This is a genomic window from Sphingobacterium sp. UBA7855 (assembly GCA_002500745.1).
In the GTDB taxonomy this organism is placed as follows: domain Bacteria; phylum Bacteroidota; class Bacteroidia; order Sphingobacteriales; family Sphingobacteriaceae; genus Sphingobacterium.
This window is the reverse complement of sequence record DLST01000020.1, coordinates 42,001-59,008: the sequence shown is the minus strand read 5'-3', so window position 1 is coordinate 59,008 and position 17,008 is coordinate 42,001. Positions and strand designations below refer to the sequence as shown.

17 protein-coding genes and 1 tRNA gene are annotated in these 17,008 nt (G+C 40.5%); 7 read left to right on the top strand and 11 right to left on the bottom strand.

All coding sequences use genetic code 11. From position 1 onward, the window contains the following. The first annotated feature begins 32 nt into the window (after nucleotides 1-32). Nucleotides 33-386 (top strand): winged helix-turn-helix transcriptional regulator, encoded by a 354-nt coding sequence (locus B2107_RS19640; protein ID WP_293883455.1) that lies wholly within the window; start codon nucleotides 33-35, stop codon nucleotides 384-386. 217 nt (nucleotides 387-603) lie between these two features. On the opposite strand, the gene B2107_RS19635 is transcribed toward B2107_RS19640, so the two are convergent. Further along, nucleotides 604-694 (bottom strand) — tRNA-Ser (locus tag B2107_RS19635). Nucleotides 695-839: 145 nt separating this feature from the next. On the opposite strand from B2107_RS19635, the gene B2107_RS19630 reads away from it, so the two are divergent. Together B2107_RS19630 and B2107_RS19625 are read left to right on the top strand one after the other, a co-directional pair. Next, nucleotides 840-1,310 (top strand): hypothetical protein, encoded by a 471-nt coding sequence (locus tag B2107_RS19630; RefSeq protein ID WP_293957439.1) that lies wholly within the window; start codon nucleotides 840-842, stop codon nucleotides 1,308-1,310. A 62-nt stretch (nucleotides 1,311-1,372) separates the two neighbouring features. Continuing rightward, nucleotides 1,373-1,897, top strand: coding sequence for a BON domain-containing protein (locus B2107_RS19625; RefSeq protein WP_293957438.1), 525 nt, complete (start codon nucleotides 1,373-1,375; stop codon nucleotides 1,895-1,897). 76 nt (nucleotides 1,898-1,973) lie between these two features. On the opposite strand, the gene B2107_RS19620 is transcribed toward B2107_RS19625, so the two are convergent. The 6 genes from B2107_RS19620 to B2107_RS19595 all read right to left on the bottom strand — a co-directional run bounded on the left by B2107_RS19620 (nucleotide 1,974) and on the right by B2107_RS19595 (nucleotide 9,014). Beyond that, entirely contained in the window at nucleotides 1,974-2,699 is a 726-nt protein-coding gene (locus B2107_RS19620; RefSeq protein WP_293957436.1) for a tRNA threonylcarbamoyladenosine dehydratase, read from the bottom strand. A 74-nt stretch (nucleotides 2,700-2,773) separates the two neighbouring features. Further along, complete coding sequence (locus B2107_RS19615) at nucleotides 2,774-3,439, bottom strand: TatD family hydrolase (protein WP_293957434.1); 666 nt, start codon at nucleotides 3,437-3,439, stop codon at nucleotides 2,774-2,776. A gap of 61 nt (nucleotides 3,440-3,500) precedes the next feature. After that, nucleotides 3,501-4,787: an anthranilate synthase component I family protein gene (locus B2107_RS19610; RefSeq protein ID WP_293957432.1), complete on the bottom strand. Its 1,287-nt coding sequence runs from the start codon at nucleotides 4,785-4,787 to the stop codon at nucleotides 3,501-3,503. Between the two features lie 3 nt (nucleotides 4,788-4,790). Then, nucleotides 4,791-6,068, bottom strand: coding sequence for an adenylosuccinate synthase (locus B2107_RS19605; protein WP_293957430.1), 1,278 nt, complete (start codon nucleotides 6,066-6,068; stop codon nucleotides 4,791-4,793). A 127-nt stretch (nucleotides 6,069-6,195) separates the two neighbouring features. Continuing rightward, a complete protein-coding gene (locus B2107_RS19600) occupies nucleotides 6,196-6,687 on the bottom strand; it encodes a Fur family transcriptional regulator (protein WP_293957428.1) in 492 nt (163 codons plus the stop codon). A gap of 107 nt (nucleotides 6,688-6,794) precedes the next feature. Then, nucleotides 6,795-9,014: a RelA/SpoT family protein gene (locus B2107_RS19595; RefSeq protein ID WP_293957427.1), complete on the bottom strand. Its 2,220-nt coding sequence runs from the start codon at nucleotides 9,012-9,014 to the stop codon at nucleotides 6,795-6,797. Nucleotides 9,015-9,166: 152 nt separating this feature from the next. On the opposite strand from B2107_RS19595, the gene B2107_RS19590 reads away from it, so the two are divergent. The 3 genes from B2107_RS19590 (at nucleotide 9,167) to bshB1 (ending at nucleotide 11,167) form a co-directional block, all read left to right on the top strand. Beyond that, nucleotides 9,167-9,799, top strand: coding sequence for a DUF4294 domain-containing protein (locus B2107_RS19590; protein ID WP_293957426.1), 633 nt, complete (start codon nucleotides 9,167-9,169; stop codon nucleotides 9,797-9,799). 19 nt (nucleotides 9,800-9,818) lie between these two features. Then, on the top strand, nucleotides 9,819-10,310 hold the full coding sequence (locus B2107_RS19585) for a glutathione peroxidase (RefSeq protein WP_293957425.1): 492 nt from the start codon (nucleotides 9,819-9,821) through the stop codon (nucleotides 10,308-10,310). Between the two features lie 125 nt (nucleotides 10,311-10,435). Then, complete coding sequence (bshB1, locus tag B2107_RS19580) at nucleotides 10,436-11,167, top strand: bacillithiol biosynthesis deacetylase BshB1 (protein ID WP_293957424.1); 732 nt, start codon at nucleotides 10,436-10,438, stop codon at nucleotides 11,165-11,167. Between the two features lie 105 nt (nucleotides 11,168-11,272). Here bshB1 and B2107_RS19575 read toward each other — a convergent pair whose 3' ends face one another. Genes B2107_RS19575 through B2107_RS19560 form a run of 4 tightly spaced genes read right to left on the bottom strand, consistent with a single transcriptional unit; the run spans nucleotide 11,273 to nucleotide 14,750 of the window. Beyond that, nucleotides 11,273-12,082 (bottom strand): phosphate ABC transporter ATP-binding protein, encoded by an 810-nt coding sequence (locus tag B2107_RS19575; RefSeq protein WP_293957423.1) that lies wholly within the window; start codon nucleotides 12,080-12,082, stop codon nucleotides 11,273-11,275. Further along, a complete protein-coding gene (locus tag B2107_RS19570) occupies nucleotides 12,040-12,891 on the bottom strand; it encodes a PstA family ABC transporter permease (protein WP_293957421.1) in 852 nt (283 codons plus the stop codon). The genes B2107_RS19575 and B2107_RS19570 overlap by 43 nt, the downstream gene beginning before the upstream one ends. Beyond that, nucleotides 12,884-13,780, bottom strand: coding sequence for a phosphate ABC transporter permease subunit PstC (gene pstC / locus B2107_RS19565; protein WP_293957419.1), 897 nt, complete (start codon nucleotides 13,778-13,780; stop codon nucleotides 12,884-12,886). Before pstC ends, B2107_RS19570 begins: the two co-directional genes overlap by 8 nt. A 1-nt stretch (nucleotide 13,781) precedes the next feature. Beyond that, nucleotides 13,782-14,750, bottom strand: coding sequence for a PstS family phosphate ABC transporter substrate-binding protein (locus B2107_RS19560; protein ID WP_293957418.1), 969 nt, complete (start codon nucleotides 14,748-14,750; stop codon nucleotides 13,782-13,784). Nucleotides 14,751-14,898: 148 nt separating this feature from the next. Here B2107_RS19560 and B2107_RS19555 point away from each other — a divergent pair, with 148 nt between their 5' ends. Then, nucleotides 14,899-17,004, top strand: coding sequence for a HEPN domain-containing protein (locus tag B2107_RS19555; RefSeq protein WP_293957416.1), 2,106 nt, complete (start codon nucleotides 14,899-14,901; stop codon nucleotides 17,002-17,004). Nucleotides 17,005-17,008 lie beyond the last annotated feature (4 nt).

Below are 17,008 nucleotides of genomic sequence, written 5' to 3'. Positions count from 1 at the left end.
TATATACAAGTACTTACCCTAAAGTGTGTATCATGACAGCTATTAAGACAACATCCACCATTCAGCAGAATAAGCAATATGCGCTTGATAACTGTCCCGTAAGTTATGTCATGGAAAAAATCGGAGGATATTGGAAACCGATTATATTATATCATCTTTCAAATGGGGAAAAACGTTATAGCGAGTTGAAGCGGGCAATACCGGCAATAACCGAGAAGATGCTAATTCAACATTTAAAGCAAATGGAGCATGATGGTCTGGTAATCCGCAGGGCTAAACCTATAGTGCCGCCACACGTTTCATATATCCTTAGCGAATCGGGTGAAGCTTTAATACCTGTTATTGATGCGATGGCAAAATGGGCACTTAAAGAAATGGAAAAGTAATATATTTTACTATTTTAAACTTTTGGTCGTTTAGCCTCCGTAAATGAGACACGTTGTCCATTTTAAATAAAAAAAGCCAGCAATACGGTGGCTTTTTTCGCTTTGCGGAAAGTAAGAGATTCGAACCTTATAGGTCAAAGCCGCTTTCAGTGCGTATTTTATAGTGCTAAAAACAAAAATGCCACGAATAGCGATTATTCGTGGCATTTGTATCATTTGGCGGAAAGGGAGGGATTCGAACCCTCGATACAGTCATCCCGTATACAGTCTTTCCAGGACTGCTCATTCGACCACTCTGACACCTTTCCGTGTTTCAGTGCACAAATGTAGCAAATTTTTAAGTTATTGCAATATTATTCGTACTATTTACCGACGGATTTATTATATGCTATTGACACTAAGCGTATTGTTTTTATTTTTTTTTGGAATAAAACTTATTGCTTATTTTTCGGGATGACAAATAATTATTTCGACATCAAACGTGAACTTCTTGATATAGCCCTAAAACGCACCAACGATCGTATTTCAATGATAGCATCTGCTTTGGAGACAGCCAGGGATTCGAGTACCGACGACACCAAAAGTAGCGCTGGAGACAAATATGAAACATCACGTGAAATGATTCAACAGGATATTAATCGCTACCAAAAGCAACTTCTCGAAGCGAATAAAGATTTACAGCAACTCCTCCATATAGAATCTGTATTGAATAGTGAGACCGACGTTGCTCGAGTAGGGACTCTCGTTCAAACCAATGTTGCCCTTTATTTTATTGCTACAAGTATTGGAGCAGTGAAAATAGGAGATAGTAATATTTTCGTCATCTCGCCGCTAGCGCCCATCGGACAGCTACTTATCGGAAAGAAGATAGGAGATAGTTTTGTATTTAACAACATCGACCAAAAGGTGGACGCAATTTATTAGGTATCCAAAAAGCTGAAAAATTAAACAATAGTGCGCTTCATCTGTTCTAATAAAGTACAGATATGACGAATGACATGAAACTAAATAAATTACTTTTAACCCTTTCAGTTGGTGCCTTATCCTTCATTCACGCTTGTAGATCGCCCGAATCGGACGAAAAACTAAAATCAACAATCCAGGCGGCCTTAGAAACTACGCCTGGTATCGAGGTAAATGTTGAAGAAGGAAATGTTACCCTGGATGGACAGATAGGTTCCGACTCGCTTAAACAGAACATAGAAGACAAAACGAAAATGGCAGGTGGAGAGAATATAAAATCCATCCATAACAATATCGTGGTAAACCTACCGGAACCTGAAGATGCGCGTGAAAAATATCATGAAATTATTGGTGGGGCGGTTGATTCTACTTTGACAAGAGACGTCAACTTAGTTCTGGAAGATTTTCCGACAATCACAGCGCAAGTGAAAGAGGGAATTATTGTAGCAACCGGTAACCTTGAAAAATCGAAAATAGATACACTGAAGAAACGATTGGAACATATCAAACCCAAAGGCATCGATATGAAAGGTGTGATTAGCCGTTAAGATTTAAAAAGATAAAGCTCCCCATCTAGCAATAGGGAGCTTTATCTTTTGTTCATATGTTTATTGTGCAACGAAGTTAAACATTTTCGATCAAATCGCGTATCGCGACCGATGCAATTGCACCACCAAATGCAGCAGGCAGATACGACATGGTACCATAAGCTGATTTTTTAAAATTACTCCCATCGGTGTATAGCAAAGAATCCTTATTTGGCAACTCGGTTGAGAAGGCCACTTTAACGCCATCCCGAATACCATGTTTGCGCAATTTCTTACGGATATGCTGGGCCAATTTACAATTATAGGATTTACCGATATCGGCAATTTTTATTTTAGTGGGATCCACTTTACCACCTGCACCCATTGAGCTGACAAAAGGGATGTTCGCTTCCAACGCTCTCCGAATAAAGAATAGCTTCGGCGTAATACTATCAATAGCTTCCACACAGTAGTCTGGTGCCAGTTCTAATAATGCAGGTATCTTTTCCGGGATGATAAAATCCTGTATCACCGTCAGATCCAATTCAGGATTGATCGCTAACAATCGTTGACGCATAATTTCCGCTTTCGCTTCGCCATGATTGGTCGCTAAGGCTGGAAGTTGTCTATTACGGTTGGATGGATCAACTGTGTCGCCATCAATAATGGTCATCTTCCCCACACCTGCCCGGCATATAAATTCCGCAGCAAATGATCCTACACCGCCTAAACCCAAAATCATCACATGTGAATTCGCTAATTTCTCGACCGCCGCTCTACCAATCAGCGCTTCGGTACGTGACAGCCAACTTAAATCTTTCATCTATTTAATCTGTTTTATATCATCATGATGCCCGCGTATCTTTTGTCCAAAAGGAATATCCAAAGTAAGCGGGTTCATCTATTAAATACTTTTTTGTAATTGTGGTACAAAATCTCTTTTAATTCATCCAATTCAATTGATCTAACTTGTGCCACATAGCGATAAATTGCCTCAATTTCTACGGTCGTATCGGTATCGGTTTCTAAAAATAAATGCCGCAGTGGGACATCTAGCAAAACCTTATCCTGGCTTCCGTTTAAACAATGTTTGCCAATCGATAAATAATAACCTTGATCTACCAATTGCTCCGCCAAGGTCTCGTTTTTACGGTAGCCATGAAAAATAACAGGACCTTTGAAATTTGCGCTCTTTAAACATGCTACAACCTCTTGAAAAGCGCGCACACAGTGTATAATCAATGGTTTCTGATATCTCTTGGCTATGGAAACCTGCTGATCAAAAAGCACTTGCTGTTCGTTGAGAGAAATGCTTATAGTTTTGTCCATACCGCATTCACCTATAGCTAAAACCTGCGACAGGCCTAAAGCATTCACCATCAACTCTAATTCGCGTTGTGCATCCCCATCCATATACCAGGGGTGTAGACCGATTGAACAATCCGCCTGAGTAATACGCTCGGAATGGTTCAATGCGATATTCTTTATAGAATAAACCGCATCCGCTTCGACGGGATAATCCCGATGCGTATGAATATCGATATAGGGAATCTGTGTTGCCAACGGCACAAAGGTCGAAAAAATACTTGAAGCAAAAAATATTCTCTACAAAATTAGTATAGTTTTATTCCTTCAAGCTAGCACCTAATGCCTTCAGTATCGCAGACGCCTTCAAAAGGCATTCTTGATATTCCTGTTCCGCAACGGCCTGGTTGGTCACCGCTCCACCAGTATGAAATGAGAGGTATTGTGTCTGTGCGTTGTAAAGCAATGAACGAATAACGACGTTGAAATCGAATTCATCGCGAACAGTATCAAAGTAACCGATAGATCCTGCATAAATACCGCGCTTTCGAGCTTCAACTTGATCACATATCTGCATCGCAGCGATTTTAGGAGCTCCCGTCATCGAGCCTGCTGGAAAGGTATTCCGAAAGACATCCACATTAGCGACCTGTGGCGACTGTATGCAGGTAATGGTCGAAATCATCTGATGCACCTGCTCAAAAGACTGGATTTCAAAAAGCCGCGTAGCTTCAACTGTTCCAGGCAACGCACTTCGCGTCAGATCATTGCGAACCAAGTCGACGATCATGACATTTTCGGCAATCTCTTTCTTGGACCTCAACATATCCGCTATAATCTGCTGGTCTTCTTGCGGATTTGCTCCCCGTTTTGCCGTCCCTTTAATGGGTTGTGAAATCAGCTTTCCGAGTCGCTTCGCTAAAAATCGCTCTGGCGAAGCACTTATGATAAAATGATGGCCAACTTTAAAAAATGCACTGAATGGGGTAGGCGATATGGTATTCAATCGATGATAAAGTTCAACAGGAGAAACATCAGCATTTTCAGCAAAAAATTCCTGACAAAGATTTACTTCATAGATGTCCCCACGCTGAATATGTGCCTGAACAGCTGCGAAAGCGTCCATATATGCGCTTTTCGTCCAGCGCGATCTTACCTCCAACGCCATTGGAAATACCTCAGGAATCTGTGTATCAGAAATAGCTTGGTAAATTTCAAGAGGATTCTCTGCCTCTATATGTACCTGCTCAGCAGTCCATCGAAGCGTAATAGCGGGCACAAAAAAATAAGCTTCTGGAAACTCGAGCTGATCCGTCCCAGTGGTCTGTAATGGTTCAACCTCATTCTTAAGGTCGTAAGAAAGAAAGCCAGGTATAAATTCAGATCGATGTAACTTCAAAAAAGCATCGAGCCCGTCAAATACATTTTGATTGGCACGGAACGAAAACAACGCCTTGACGGCTAATATTTGCTCAAATTTGCCCCATTCATCGGACATCCCATTACTATTAAAGAAAGAAATTTCATCAAATTGCCCCGACCAGTGCAGGGCTTTTTGATGAAATTTATCTTTAGAATCGAGAAGATCAAAACTTTCGATCCGCATAGTTTATTTTGACAAAGCTAACGTTTGTTTACGATCAGGACCTACCGATAGGATTGTAATAGGCACTTCAAGAGCTTTCTCTAAATAAGAAATATAATTTTTTAATGCTTCAGGGATTTCTCCTTCAGCTGTTATGCCTGTCAAATCTTGTTTCCAGCCCTCAATTTCTTCTAAAATAGGCTCCGCCTGATGTGTGATAATTTCATAAGGCATATAATCAATCACTTCACCGTTATATTTATAGTGCGTACAAGCGTAGATTTTGTCGAAAGTATCCAACACATCGGCCTTCATCATAATCAAGTCTGTAACGCCATTCAACATAATCGCATACTTTAAAGCTGGAATATCAATCCAACCCGTACGACGGGCACGGCCTGTAGTCGCTCCGAATTCATGCCCCAGTTGACGTAACTTTTCACCCGTCTCGTCGTGAAGTTCAGTAGGGAAGGGACCGCCACCCACACGAGTAGCGTAGGCTTTAAAGATACCATATACTTTACCAATTTTATTTGGCGCAATACCAAGTCCTGTACACGCTCCAGCTGTAGTGGTATTGGACGAAGTAACGAACGGGTAAGAACCAAAATCAACGTCTAATAACGTACCTTGTGCTCCCTCGGCCAATACACGTTTACCTTCTTTCAAATATTGATTCACCAAATGTTCTGAATCTACATGTGGGATAGACTTAATGAATTCGATAGCATCTAAAAACGCTTGCTCTTTTTCACTAAAATCAGGTATATCACCATAATGTGAAAGAATATTCAGATGCTTTTCTTTCAGCTTTTGGTAACGCTCTTGAAAATCAGGAAGTGTCGTATCACCTACACGTAAACCATTTCTACCGGTTTTATCCATGTAAGTTGGACCAATACCTTTTAGCGTAGATCCAATTTTTCCTGCACCCATATTTGATTCTGAGGCAGCATCCAATAATTGGTGTGTCGGCAGAATAAGGTGTGCTTTGCGCGCTAGTACCAAATTGCCTTTACCCACCGGATCAAAACCAGCTGTTTTTAAATTGTCTAACTCTCTTTTTAAGATAATCGGATCGATAACGACACCATTACCTATAAGATTTAGTGTACCTTCATTGAAGATACCAGATGGAATTGTGTTGAGTACGAATTTCTTGTTATCGAATTCCAACGTGTGTCCGGCGTTAGGGCCGCCTTGGAAACGAGCGATCAAATCGTATTTTGGACAAAATACGTCTACGATTTTACCTTTACCCTCGTCACCCCATTGTAAGCCCAAAAGCACATCAACTTGCATAGCTTTTAAAGTATAGTAATTAAATGTTATTAATAAAAATAGACTCTATTTAAAAATAAAATGTTCAGGAATTTTTCTCCTGAACATTCCTGAACAAATGTACTATTATATTTAAGAAAATATAAGATTAATTTGAAATAGCTGTGTGCACTATAGCCTCCTCTTTCTTGTTTTTAAGTTGACAGTCTTGACACACACCATACAAATTGAGCGAGTGGTGCTTAATGTCAAATTTTAAAAGATCTCCCATCAGGCTCTGAATTTGGTTGATACGGGGATCACAAAACTCCACAACCTTATTGCACTCAATGCAGATCACGTGATCGTGCTGTTTAAAACCATAAGATTTTTCAAATTGCGCCATGTTCCTGCCAAACTGGTGTTTTGTAACCAGGTCGCAAGACACCAAAAGTTCTAGGGTATTATAAACTGTAGCACGACTGACACGGTATTTTTTGTTCTTCATATGAATATACAAAGACTCTACATCAAAGTGATCGGTACGTGAATAAATCTCTTCCAAGATCGCATAGCGCTCTGGTGTTTTTCTTAGATTTTTGTTTTCTAAGTAGGCCTCAAAGATTTTTTTTACAGTTGCAAAATTTTCAGCTTGATTCATAGTAAAAATATTCTTGTACAAATTTACCAATTAGGATTGATATTTCCGCTATTAAAAATAGGGGTAAGGTAAGTGCTTTAAAGCGATTTTACATCCAAATGCTAAACCTAGCTTTCCGATTCATAGCGATTAACACCCGTTATTCCTCTAACCTGCTTCAAATTTCTCATTAAACTTTCAAGTTGAGCAGTATCATTCACATAAACCATAATATTACCATCAAAAATACCGTCATTACTTGAAATTGACAGCGATCGGATATTGACCGTAAATTCTTGGGAAATCACAGTTGTTAGCTTATTTACCAAACCAACATCATCGATACCAACAATATGTAAACCCGTCAAAAATGCAGAATCTTTTGTGGAGGCCCATCGCGCTTTTAAAATTCGATAACCATAATTTGCCATCAATTTTGAAGCATTGGGACAGCTCGTACGGTGAATTTTTATACCGTCATTGACCGTTAAAAAACCAAAAATATCATCGCCGGGAATTGGATTACAACAGGGGGCCAACGTATAGTCCACCTTTTGCATATCATCACCAATCAAAATCGTATCGAATTCCTTCTTATTGATCTTTTCGACCAATCCGCCAATATGGGTGTTAAATTGGTTGCCAGAAGAGTTATTTATATTGACTTCGGCGGCCTTTTCGTGGGCAACATACTCTCGTAATTGCCTCATATCGACTATTCCCTTGGCAACATTGTAGAACAGATCTTGTGAACTAGGATACTTTAGAAAATTAGCAATTTTGTTGATATTGTCCGTGTTGTACGTTACTTTAAGTGATTTTAACTTACGCTCCAAAATCTCTTTTCCGTCCTCGGCAACTCGCCGCTTTTCTTCTTTTAAGGAAGACCTAATTTTCGATTTGGCTTTTGCAGTGACAACAAAGTTTAACCAATCTTCCTTAGGAGACTGTTTGCTCGATGTAATAATCTCGACCTGATCCCCATTTTGTAAAATATGACTCAAGGGGACCAGTTTGTGGTTTACTTTAGCGCCAATACAGCTTGCCCCAATATCGGAGTGAATTTCAAATGCAAAATCCAAAGCCGTGGCATTGTTGGGCAGTTGTATCAGTGTCCCTTTCGGGGTGAAGATAAAAATCTCATCCGAGAACAGGTTCATTTTAAAATCATCCACAAAATCCATGGCATTCTGATCCGGACTGCTTAAGACATCGCGCACCTTTTTGATCCATTGATCCAATCCAGAATCAGAATTTGATTCTTTGTACTTCCAATGCGCAGCAAACCCTTTTTCAGCAATCTCATTCATGCGTTTGGTACGAATCTGCACTTCCACCCACTGCCCTCTGGGCCCCATTACTGTGGTATGCAACGATTCATACCCATTTCCTTTCGGCGAGGAAATCCAATCCCTAAGCCGGTCGGGGTTAGGACGATACAAATCTGTGACGATGGAGTACACTTTCCAACACTCGGTCTTTTCCTTCTCATCCACGGCATCGATCACAATCCGTATCGCAAAAAGGTCATAAACTTCTTCAAATGGAATCGACTTTTTCCGCATCTTATTCCATATGGAATGAATTGATTTGGGGCGACCAAATACCGAAGCTTTGATTCCCTGTTCCTGCAATATCTCCTTGATGGGATCGATAAAATCACCTATAAATCGCTCACGCTCCGCTTTTTTCTCATTCAGTTTTCGTGCGATAAATTTATAAGTATCCGGATCGGTATATTTCATTGAGAGATCTTCCAATTCCGATTTTATGGCATAAAGTCCCAGACGATGGGCAAGAGGTGCATACAGGTAACTGGTCTCCGATGCAATCTTCAACTGCTTATCCCGAGCCATAAATTCCATCGTGCGCATATTGTGCAACCTATCTGCCAATTTGATCAGAATGACACGGACATCGTCTGCAAGCGTGAGCAACATTTTCCGAAAATTCTCCGCCTGCATGGAACTATTTGGATCAAAAATTCCCGAAATTTTAGTCAGTCCATCGATAATGCGACGAACTTTTTTACCAAACATTTCTTCAATTTCATCCAATGTTACATTGGTATCTTCAACTACATCGTGGAGCAACGCACATACAATAGATGTTGTCCCTAAACCGATCTCTTCGGCAGCAATCTGGGCAACAGCAATTGGATGAAAGATATAAGGCTCTCCTGATTTGCGTCGCATTTCCTTATGACTATCCAATGCCAAGTCAAATGCCTTGCGAATCTCCTGCTTATCCCCACGCTGTAAAGTTGGCTTACAGGCGCGTAACAATGCACGGTAACGTTTCCTTATCTCTTTGTTTTCTGCTTCAATATCAATCACATAATCTTTCATAAACGTTGCAGGTAAATGATGTTTTTTGAGTAAATTTGTGTAATTTAGTTAATGTATTCTTGAACACTATTTTTCAAGCTAACTTATTTTGTAATAAATCTACCAAAATATTATAGCATTGACAAATTAAAAAGCGTTATATAATTGCCCAGATGAAGACAATTTTGTTTTGTTTGCTTTTTCTAACAGGGACTTTGTCCAGCCGGGCACAGTCGCAATCGCTTACGCTCCCCCTTTATGGAGAAGGAGCGCAGGAGACCGTAAACAGCTATATGACGACAACATTGCCAACGGGTGAAATACTACCGTGGTTTCCTATACCAACGGTCACCGTGATCGCCAAAAGGACTTGGTCAAGTGAAGAAGCGCGCAGGGAATACCTCCGCTTTAGAAGAAATGTCCTGAAGGTTCTACCTTATGCAATCTATGCGCAAAAAAGATATGATCAACTCGATAGAGAACTTGCTTTGACAGCGGACAAAAAAGAACAAAAAGCCCTAATGGAGAAGTGTGAAAACGATGTCAAACAGATGTTTGATCGAGAAATCAAAAATATGACGATTTCTCAAGGCAAAATACTTATTAAATTGATCGATCGGTATACCGGACATACCGGTTACGAAATGGTAAAGGAAATGAAAGGCGGCATTTCGGCATTTTTCTACCAGGGAGTGGCGAAAATATTTGGCCACAACCTAAAGTCGACGTATGACCCCAAAGAGGATTTTGCCATTGAAAATATTATAAGGGAATTCGAAAAATCGAGACCTCAGCCTGTTATGTAACCCAGTAAAAGAAAACCAGATGAAAACAGTATATGACTTTGATGCGCTTCAGTTTAATGGTAAAAAAAAGTCCCTCGCAGATTTTGAAGGGAAAGTGCTGCTCATCGTCAATACCGCCAGTCAATGTCTATTGACCAGGCAGTTTAAATCGCTCGAAAAACTGTATCAGAAATACAAAGACCAAGGTTTCGAAATCCTGGCATTTCCGGCAAATAATTTCCGAAATCAGGAACCATTAACTGGTAGTACGCTCGAAACATTCTGCCGGATCAATCAGCAGGTGAGTTTCCCAATTTTTAAACGCAGTCATGTTGTTGGTGAATATACTTCTCCGCTCTACCGATTTCTATCCAATAAACAAGAAAATGGACGTATAAACAGCAAACCTTCTTGGAATTTCCACAAATACCTCATCAACAAAAGGGGCGAAGTCATAGATTTCTATTATCCGATGACTTCGCCATTATCACGTAAAATTTGCCACAATATCGAACGTCTTTTACAAGAGTGATCTTTAAACTGCTTACCTTTGCAGCTGCTTCCTATAGCGTATTCTAAACGGCCAACACTACATGTCGGTGAAACGGGATGATTTACTATCAAAAGGGAAGATAAATTAAACAGAGAATTATTTATATGCTAAAATTAGATCTACTTGTCATTGCTGTCCATCCAGATGATGCTGAACTAGGCGCTGGGGGTGTGATGGCAAAATATGTTGCCGAGGGAAAAAAGGTAGGAATTGTTGATTTGACTCAAGGTGAGCTCGGCACCCGCGGCACAGCAGAGACCCGATTTCAGGAAGCAAAAGATGCCGCAGAAATTTTAGGATTAACCGTTAGGGAAAATCTTGGACTGAGAGATGGTTTCTTTGAAAATGCCGAAATGGAAAAAATGGCGATCATAAAAGCTATCCGCAAATATCAACCAGAGATTGTGATCACAAACGCCATTACCGACCGCCATCCAGATCACGGAAGGGCAGGACAAATGGTTAACGAAGCCTGTTTTCTTGCCGGCTTAAGAAAAGTGGAAACTTTTGGCCCAGATAATGTGCCTCAAGATGCTTATCGTCCTCGGCTGGTACTCCAATTTGTACAGGACTACTACATCAAACCTGATGTTGTCATTGATATAACGGATTATTATCCTATTAAAGAAAAATCGGTGCTCGCCTATAAAACTCAATTTTACACCGGAGAAAATGTGAACCCCGATGAACCGCAGACCTATATTTCCAATCCCGATTTCATGCAATCAACAGCGGCGAGGGCGCGCGAATTTGGACGCTATATTCAGGCGAAATATGCCGAAGGATTTACTTCAAAAAAAATATTGGGTGTAGATGATCTTTTTCAGCTAAAATAAGGATTTATAGTTAAACTGATACTGTGGCAAAATAAAATGCGGGATCATTTATCTTTTAATTAGAACGATCCCGCATCATTCATCCTGCTAATATATTTGCTACACTCAGGAAATAAATCCTTTTACGTACTGTTTTGTAATTTCATTTTGCGGATTCAATAAAACTTGTTCCGTTGGTCCAAATTCAAGAATTTCTCCGCCATAAACAAACAAGATATAATCAGATACCCGCCGCGCCTGTCGCAATATATGCGTTACCAATACGATGGTATAATCTTTCTTCAGTTCGATCAATAACTCCTCAATTTTAGCAGTCGACAATGGATCCAAAGCAGATGTTGATTCATCCCCAAGGATAATTTCAGGTTCCACAGCTAATCCTCTCGCCAAACAGAGCCTTTGCTGCTGACCAATGGACAATCCGCTAGCAGAGTGATTCAACCGATCCCTGACCTCATCCCATAAAGCCACATTACGTAATTGCGTTTCAACAATCTTATCGAGCTCTTTCTTACTTCGGGTGCCATGTATTCGTGGACCATAGGCGACATTATCGTAAATGGACATGGGCAATGGATAAGGTTTCTGTGAAAGCAACCCCATCTTCTTCCTGATATGCGTTACTTCGGCGTTCTTACCATAAATATCCTCACCATTAACCAGAACGGAACCGGTTATTTCAACCCCCTTAGTATCGTCGACCAACCTATTCAGCGTTTTTAAAAGCGTTGTTTTCCCACATCCCGACGGTCCAATAATAGAAGTTACACTATTGTTGGGCAGCGCAAGGTTGATGTTTTTCAGTATATGACGTCCGTCAATATAGACGTTAAGATCCTTTATTTCAATATGCGGATCTATCAAGGGGTTTACTATCGGCGATTCTTTTGTTTCGATTGAAGGATATGAGTGCATACGACAATGATTAAAATAATGATTGTTAAAACTAAAGCTGAAGCATACGCCCGACCCTGTACTTCAGGGATAGGACTACTTAACTGAAAAAATATAGATAACGGTAATGTTGCCGCCGGCTCATCGATATATTTAGGAAGATTATCGCTAAAACCAGTAGTCAATAAAACTCCCGCCACATCACCTATGGCACGACCAAAAGCTAGTAAAACAGCGGTAAGTAAGCCTGTACGAACGCTTCTAAGCATTACCTGCGCCAATTCCCAACGGGTGGTACCCAGTGAAAGGGTAACATTTTTCAGATCTTCTGGAATGGTCTTGATCAACTCGTCCACAGTACGTACCACAATTGGAATAGTCAGGAGCGTTACTGTAATAATACCACCTAATAGGGAAGCGCGAATACCCAAATAGACCATAATCCCAAAACCTACTGCACCATACACAATCGAAGGGACGCCATACAATACATCGAACAATAATTTGGAAAACTGTGTTATCTTGGATTGCGCGCCCAAATAGATATTCAGATATAACGAGATCGGAATCCCGATCAGCGCAGAAAGGGCAGTTGAAACACCTGCCAAGTACAGCGAACCCAATATCGCATTCAAAATACCACCTTCCTTGCCGATGTAAAATCCACCTTTAGGCAGCTGACTGACCATTTCCCAATTGAGGTAGGGAAGTCCCTTATACACTATCGTGCCGACTATAAAAAAAAGCGAAGCTGTTACCGTTATACCCGAAAGATGCATAAAAACTTTTGCCACCTTTTCGCTCAATAGCCGTCTTTTCGTATTATCCACGCTGACCTCCTTCCAGCCGTCTTAATATGAGACGGGAAATTAAATTAAAAATAAATATGATCACAAATAAGAGCAGTGCTGAGAACATCAGCGCTGACTCATACAGTGGGATTGACATCATTTCACCAAAATTATTCGCAATTAAGGCGGGGATAGGATACCCGGCATCAAATACTGAAGTCGGCACCTTAGCAACATTTCCACAGACCATTAATACCGCTATCGTTTCACCAAAGGCTCTGGATGTAGACAACACGATGGCCGCAACAATCCCTGGTCTGGCTTTTTTGAGTATAACGTGTTTGATCGTATCCCATTTCGTTGCTCCCAAAGATAGCGAGGCAGCCTTCAGGTCATAAGGAATGGTTTGAAGAACCTCCACCATAATGGAAATCATGATCGGAAAAATCATCACAGCTAAGACGATACCACCAGCGAGTACAGAATACCCGGAGGCTACAACACCAAAAACTGGCGCAATATACAACTGAATCAATGGTACAATAAACAACACACCCCAGACACCATAAAGCACTGGTGGAATTGCAGCTAAGATATTGACCAAAGGAAGCATCATATTCTTTAAAGCATCCGAAGCATATTCGGTCAAGTAAACAGCCGTTAATATACAAAGCGGAATCGCAATAACAAGAGAAATCAGCGTAACTGCAAGCGTACCGGCTATAAATGGCAAAAAGCCAAAAGACCCTTTCATCGGTGACCACAGCTTACCCGCTAAAAGCTGAAAAATATCACTGTATTCAAACAAAGGAATTGATTTGACCGTCAAACCAATTGCTATAATAACCACAACTGAAAGTGATACGAGCAACAGGAGGAAAGTGGTCCGCCGGACGAGGATATCTTTTACGAGACGAGTATTTAGCATGCTATAACTTATTAAGTTCTTCTTTTATCAGTGTTTCATTTAACGGAACATAGCCATTTTCAAGCAACTGCGACTGTGCATTTTTCTGAAGCACAAAAGAAATAAACTCCTTCAAAAGAAGGGATTCGGTCTTATTTCGCGTTACAAAGGTTAACTCTCTTGAAGGCGGAGCGGGATATTTCCCAGTGGCTACAGCCTCGGTCAATTGGGGTAGTGTGCCATAGAACTGCTCATCATCTTCAACGTGTCCATTTTTGTTCAGATCCAAAGGAACAACAGCAATACGGTCAAAAACCTTGTTGGTTTTCAGGTTGTAGACATAATTAATATTATTGAACCCAATCCCATGAATATCATCTTTAATAGCCTGCGCAATACCTGGGTCACCAAAAATCCCAATACCTTGCAGATCTTCTTGCTTATGATCAAAAAATTTAGCCCAGGTCTCCGCTGCGCCAGCGGCATCGGAACGCACATACACGTTGATAGGATCTGCCGTAAACTGAGGATCAATTTCCTTCCAGGTCTTAAACTTTCGATTTACAAAAATATTCAGCAACTCTTCGCGACTCAAACCACGCTTTAAAATCGCCGGGTAATTCGGGTTGGCCGGATTGATGGTACAGATAACAGCATCTTTTGCCACAATAATCGGAACAGCTCCTTTTTTAATTTCCTGCTCATGCAGATCTCTCGATACCATTCCAATATCAACCATACCTGTCAGCACATCGGCGATTCCTTTTCCAGCACCTCCCGCTGAAATATTGAAGCGAACATTCGGATGTATTTTTTTAAAATCCTCGCTCCATACTACAACTAACGGATATAGCGCGAAAGCTCCTGATAGCGAAATATTACCTTCATAACCATGCTCTTTTGTATATCCATTCTTCACTTTTGGCGCGCAGGAAGTCAATCTGAACATCATTAAAACACATAAAATAAGCACAATAAAAGGCTTTCTCATCTTTACTCCTAATAGTCTACAGGTTTTGTATATTAATTTTTATAAGGCAAATATATATTAATTTGGTAGATATTATAGAATATTAAAAAAATATTTTTACATTTGACATCGAGAAAAGAATACCAAATCAATAGATTTTATTTGTTATATGCAAAGCTTCCGCACAGAATTAGAAAACCCTATCGTGGAAAAGGAAATTATCGAACTTGAAAAAAAGATTCGGTTGTTCCATGAGGGCAAAATTGCCGACGAGAAATTTAGATCGTTGCGTTTGGCTAGGGGGGTCTATGGACAAAGACAACCTGGAGTTCAAATGGTTCGTATAAAACTTCCATTTGGAAAGGTTACCTTCAAGCAATTGCTTAAAATTGCAGCTATATCAGATGAATATGCAAGCAGCAATTTACACCTTACAACACGCCAAGATATACAGATCCATTATGTCAGTCTAGACCGCACTCCCGAGCTTTGGGCGAAATTAGCTGAAGACGACATTACTTTAAGGGAGGCTTGTGGGAATACAGTCCGTAATGTCACCGCTTCTCCAACTTCGGGCATCGATCCAAAGGAACCATTTGATGTTTCGCCATATGCTCAGGCGACTTTTGAATATTTTTTGCGCAATCCCGTTTGTGCGGAAATGGGGCGAAAATTTAAAATGTCTTTTTCCGCCAGTGATGAAGATACTGCATTCTCCTATATCCATGATCTTGGTTTTATTCCAAAACTAAAAGTTGTCAATGGTTTGGAAACCAAGGGTTTTAAAGTACTATTGGGTGGAGGATTGGGATCTCAGCCTTTCTTAGCATCAGTAACAAACGAGTTTCTACCCGAAGATGAACTGATCCCCTATATAGAAGCAACACTTCGTGTTTTTGATCGTTATGGCGAAAGAAATAACCGAAATAAAGCTCGATTCAAATACCTTATTCAGAAATTAGGCTTAGAAGAAGTGCTCAATTTAATTGAAGCCGAAAAGATCGCAACGAAGGTAAAAAGCTATCCGATCGACCGAACCAAAATCGAACAGCCATTACCACCGGACGACAGCCAGCTATCAATTATTGATCTAGACAGCGATCTAAATTACCAGATCTGGAAAAACACCAATACATTCGGACAAAAACAAGAAGGATATTATGGTGTCTATGTGCGGGTATCCACGGGTGACATCGGTACAGACAAAGCGCGCGCGTTGGTTGCTGGTCTGAAGGATTTGGTCGCGGACGATATCCGCATCACGCAGAACCAGAGCTTACTGCTAAAATATGCAACACAAAAGTCTCTACCACATATTTATCAATTACTTCAATCGTTGGATCTAGCCCAGGTCGGTTTTGATAGTACAGCAGATGTCACAACCTGCCCTGGTACGGACACCTGCAATCTAGGCATCTCAAACAGTACCGAAATGGCCCGGGTTATTGAATCTTATATCGCTGAATTTCACCAGGATTTTGTCTTTAACCGCGATTTAAAAATCAAAATTTCGGGTTGTATGAATTCGTGTGGCCAACATGGATTGGCACATATCGGCTTTCATGGTAGTTCCGTCAAAGCGGCGGGCAAAGTCGTCCCTGCAGCGCAAGTTATGCTTGGGGGTGGAACAATTGGTAATGGTAAAGGGCGTGTTGCCGAGCGTATTATTAAAGTACCGACGAAAAGAGTGTTACATGTTGTCGAATGGGTGCTCAATGATTATAAGAAAAATGCAGAAGCAAATGAAAATTTCCATGCTTACTACGACAGACAAAGTAAAAATTACTTTTATAATCTTTTAAAACCACTATCGGATTTAACCAATCTTGCTGAGGACGAATTTGTTGACTGGGGACATGAAGGAACTTTCCAAACGGCAATCGGGGTTGGCGAATGTGCAGGTGTCGTTATTGACTTGGTTGCCACGTTGATCTACGAGGCGGAAGAGAAGTTACAATGGGCAAATGAAACATTTCAAGAATCCAAATTCTCGGACGCGATTTATCATGCCTATAATGCCTTCGTACAAGCTGCAAAAGCCCTATTATTAGATAAAGGGGTTAGCGCAAGCACACAAAATATAGTCATTAACGAGTTCCAGGCACATTTCGTGGAAACAGGTGAATATAATTTTGGCCAAACGTTTCCGGAATTAGTGTTACAGATGAGTAAAAATGAACCAACGGAGCATTTTGCAATCAACTACCTTCAGGAAGCAACAAAGTTTATCAATGAAGTCTATCAACGCAAAAATTTAAAACCAATATTGGTGTAGGAGG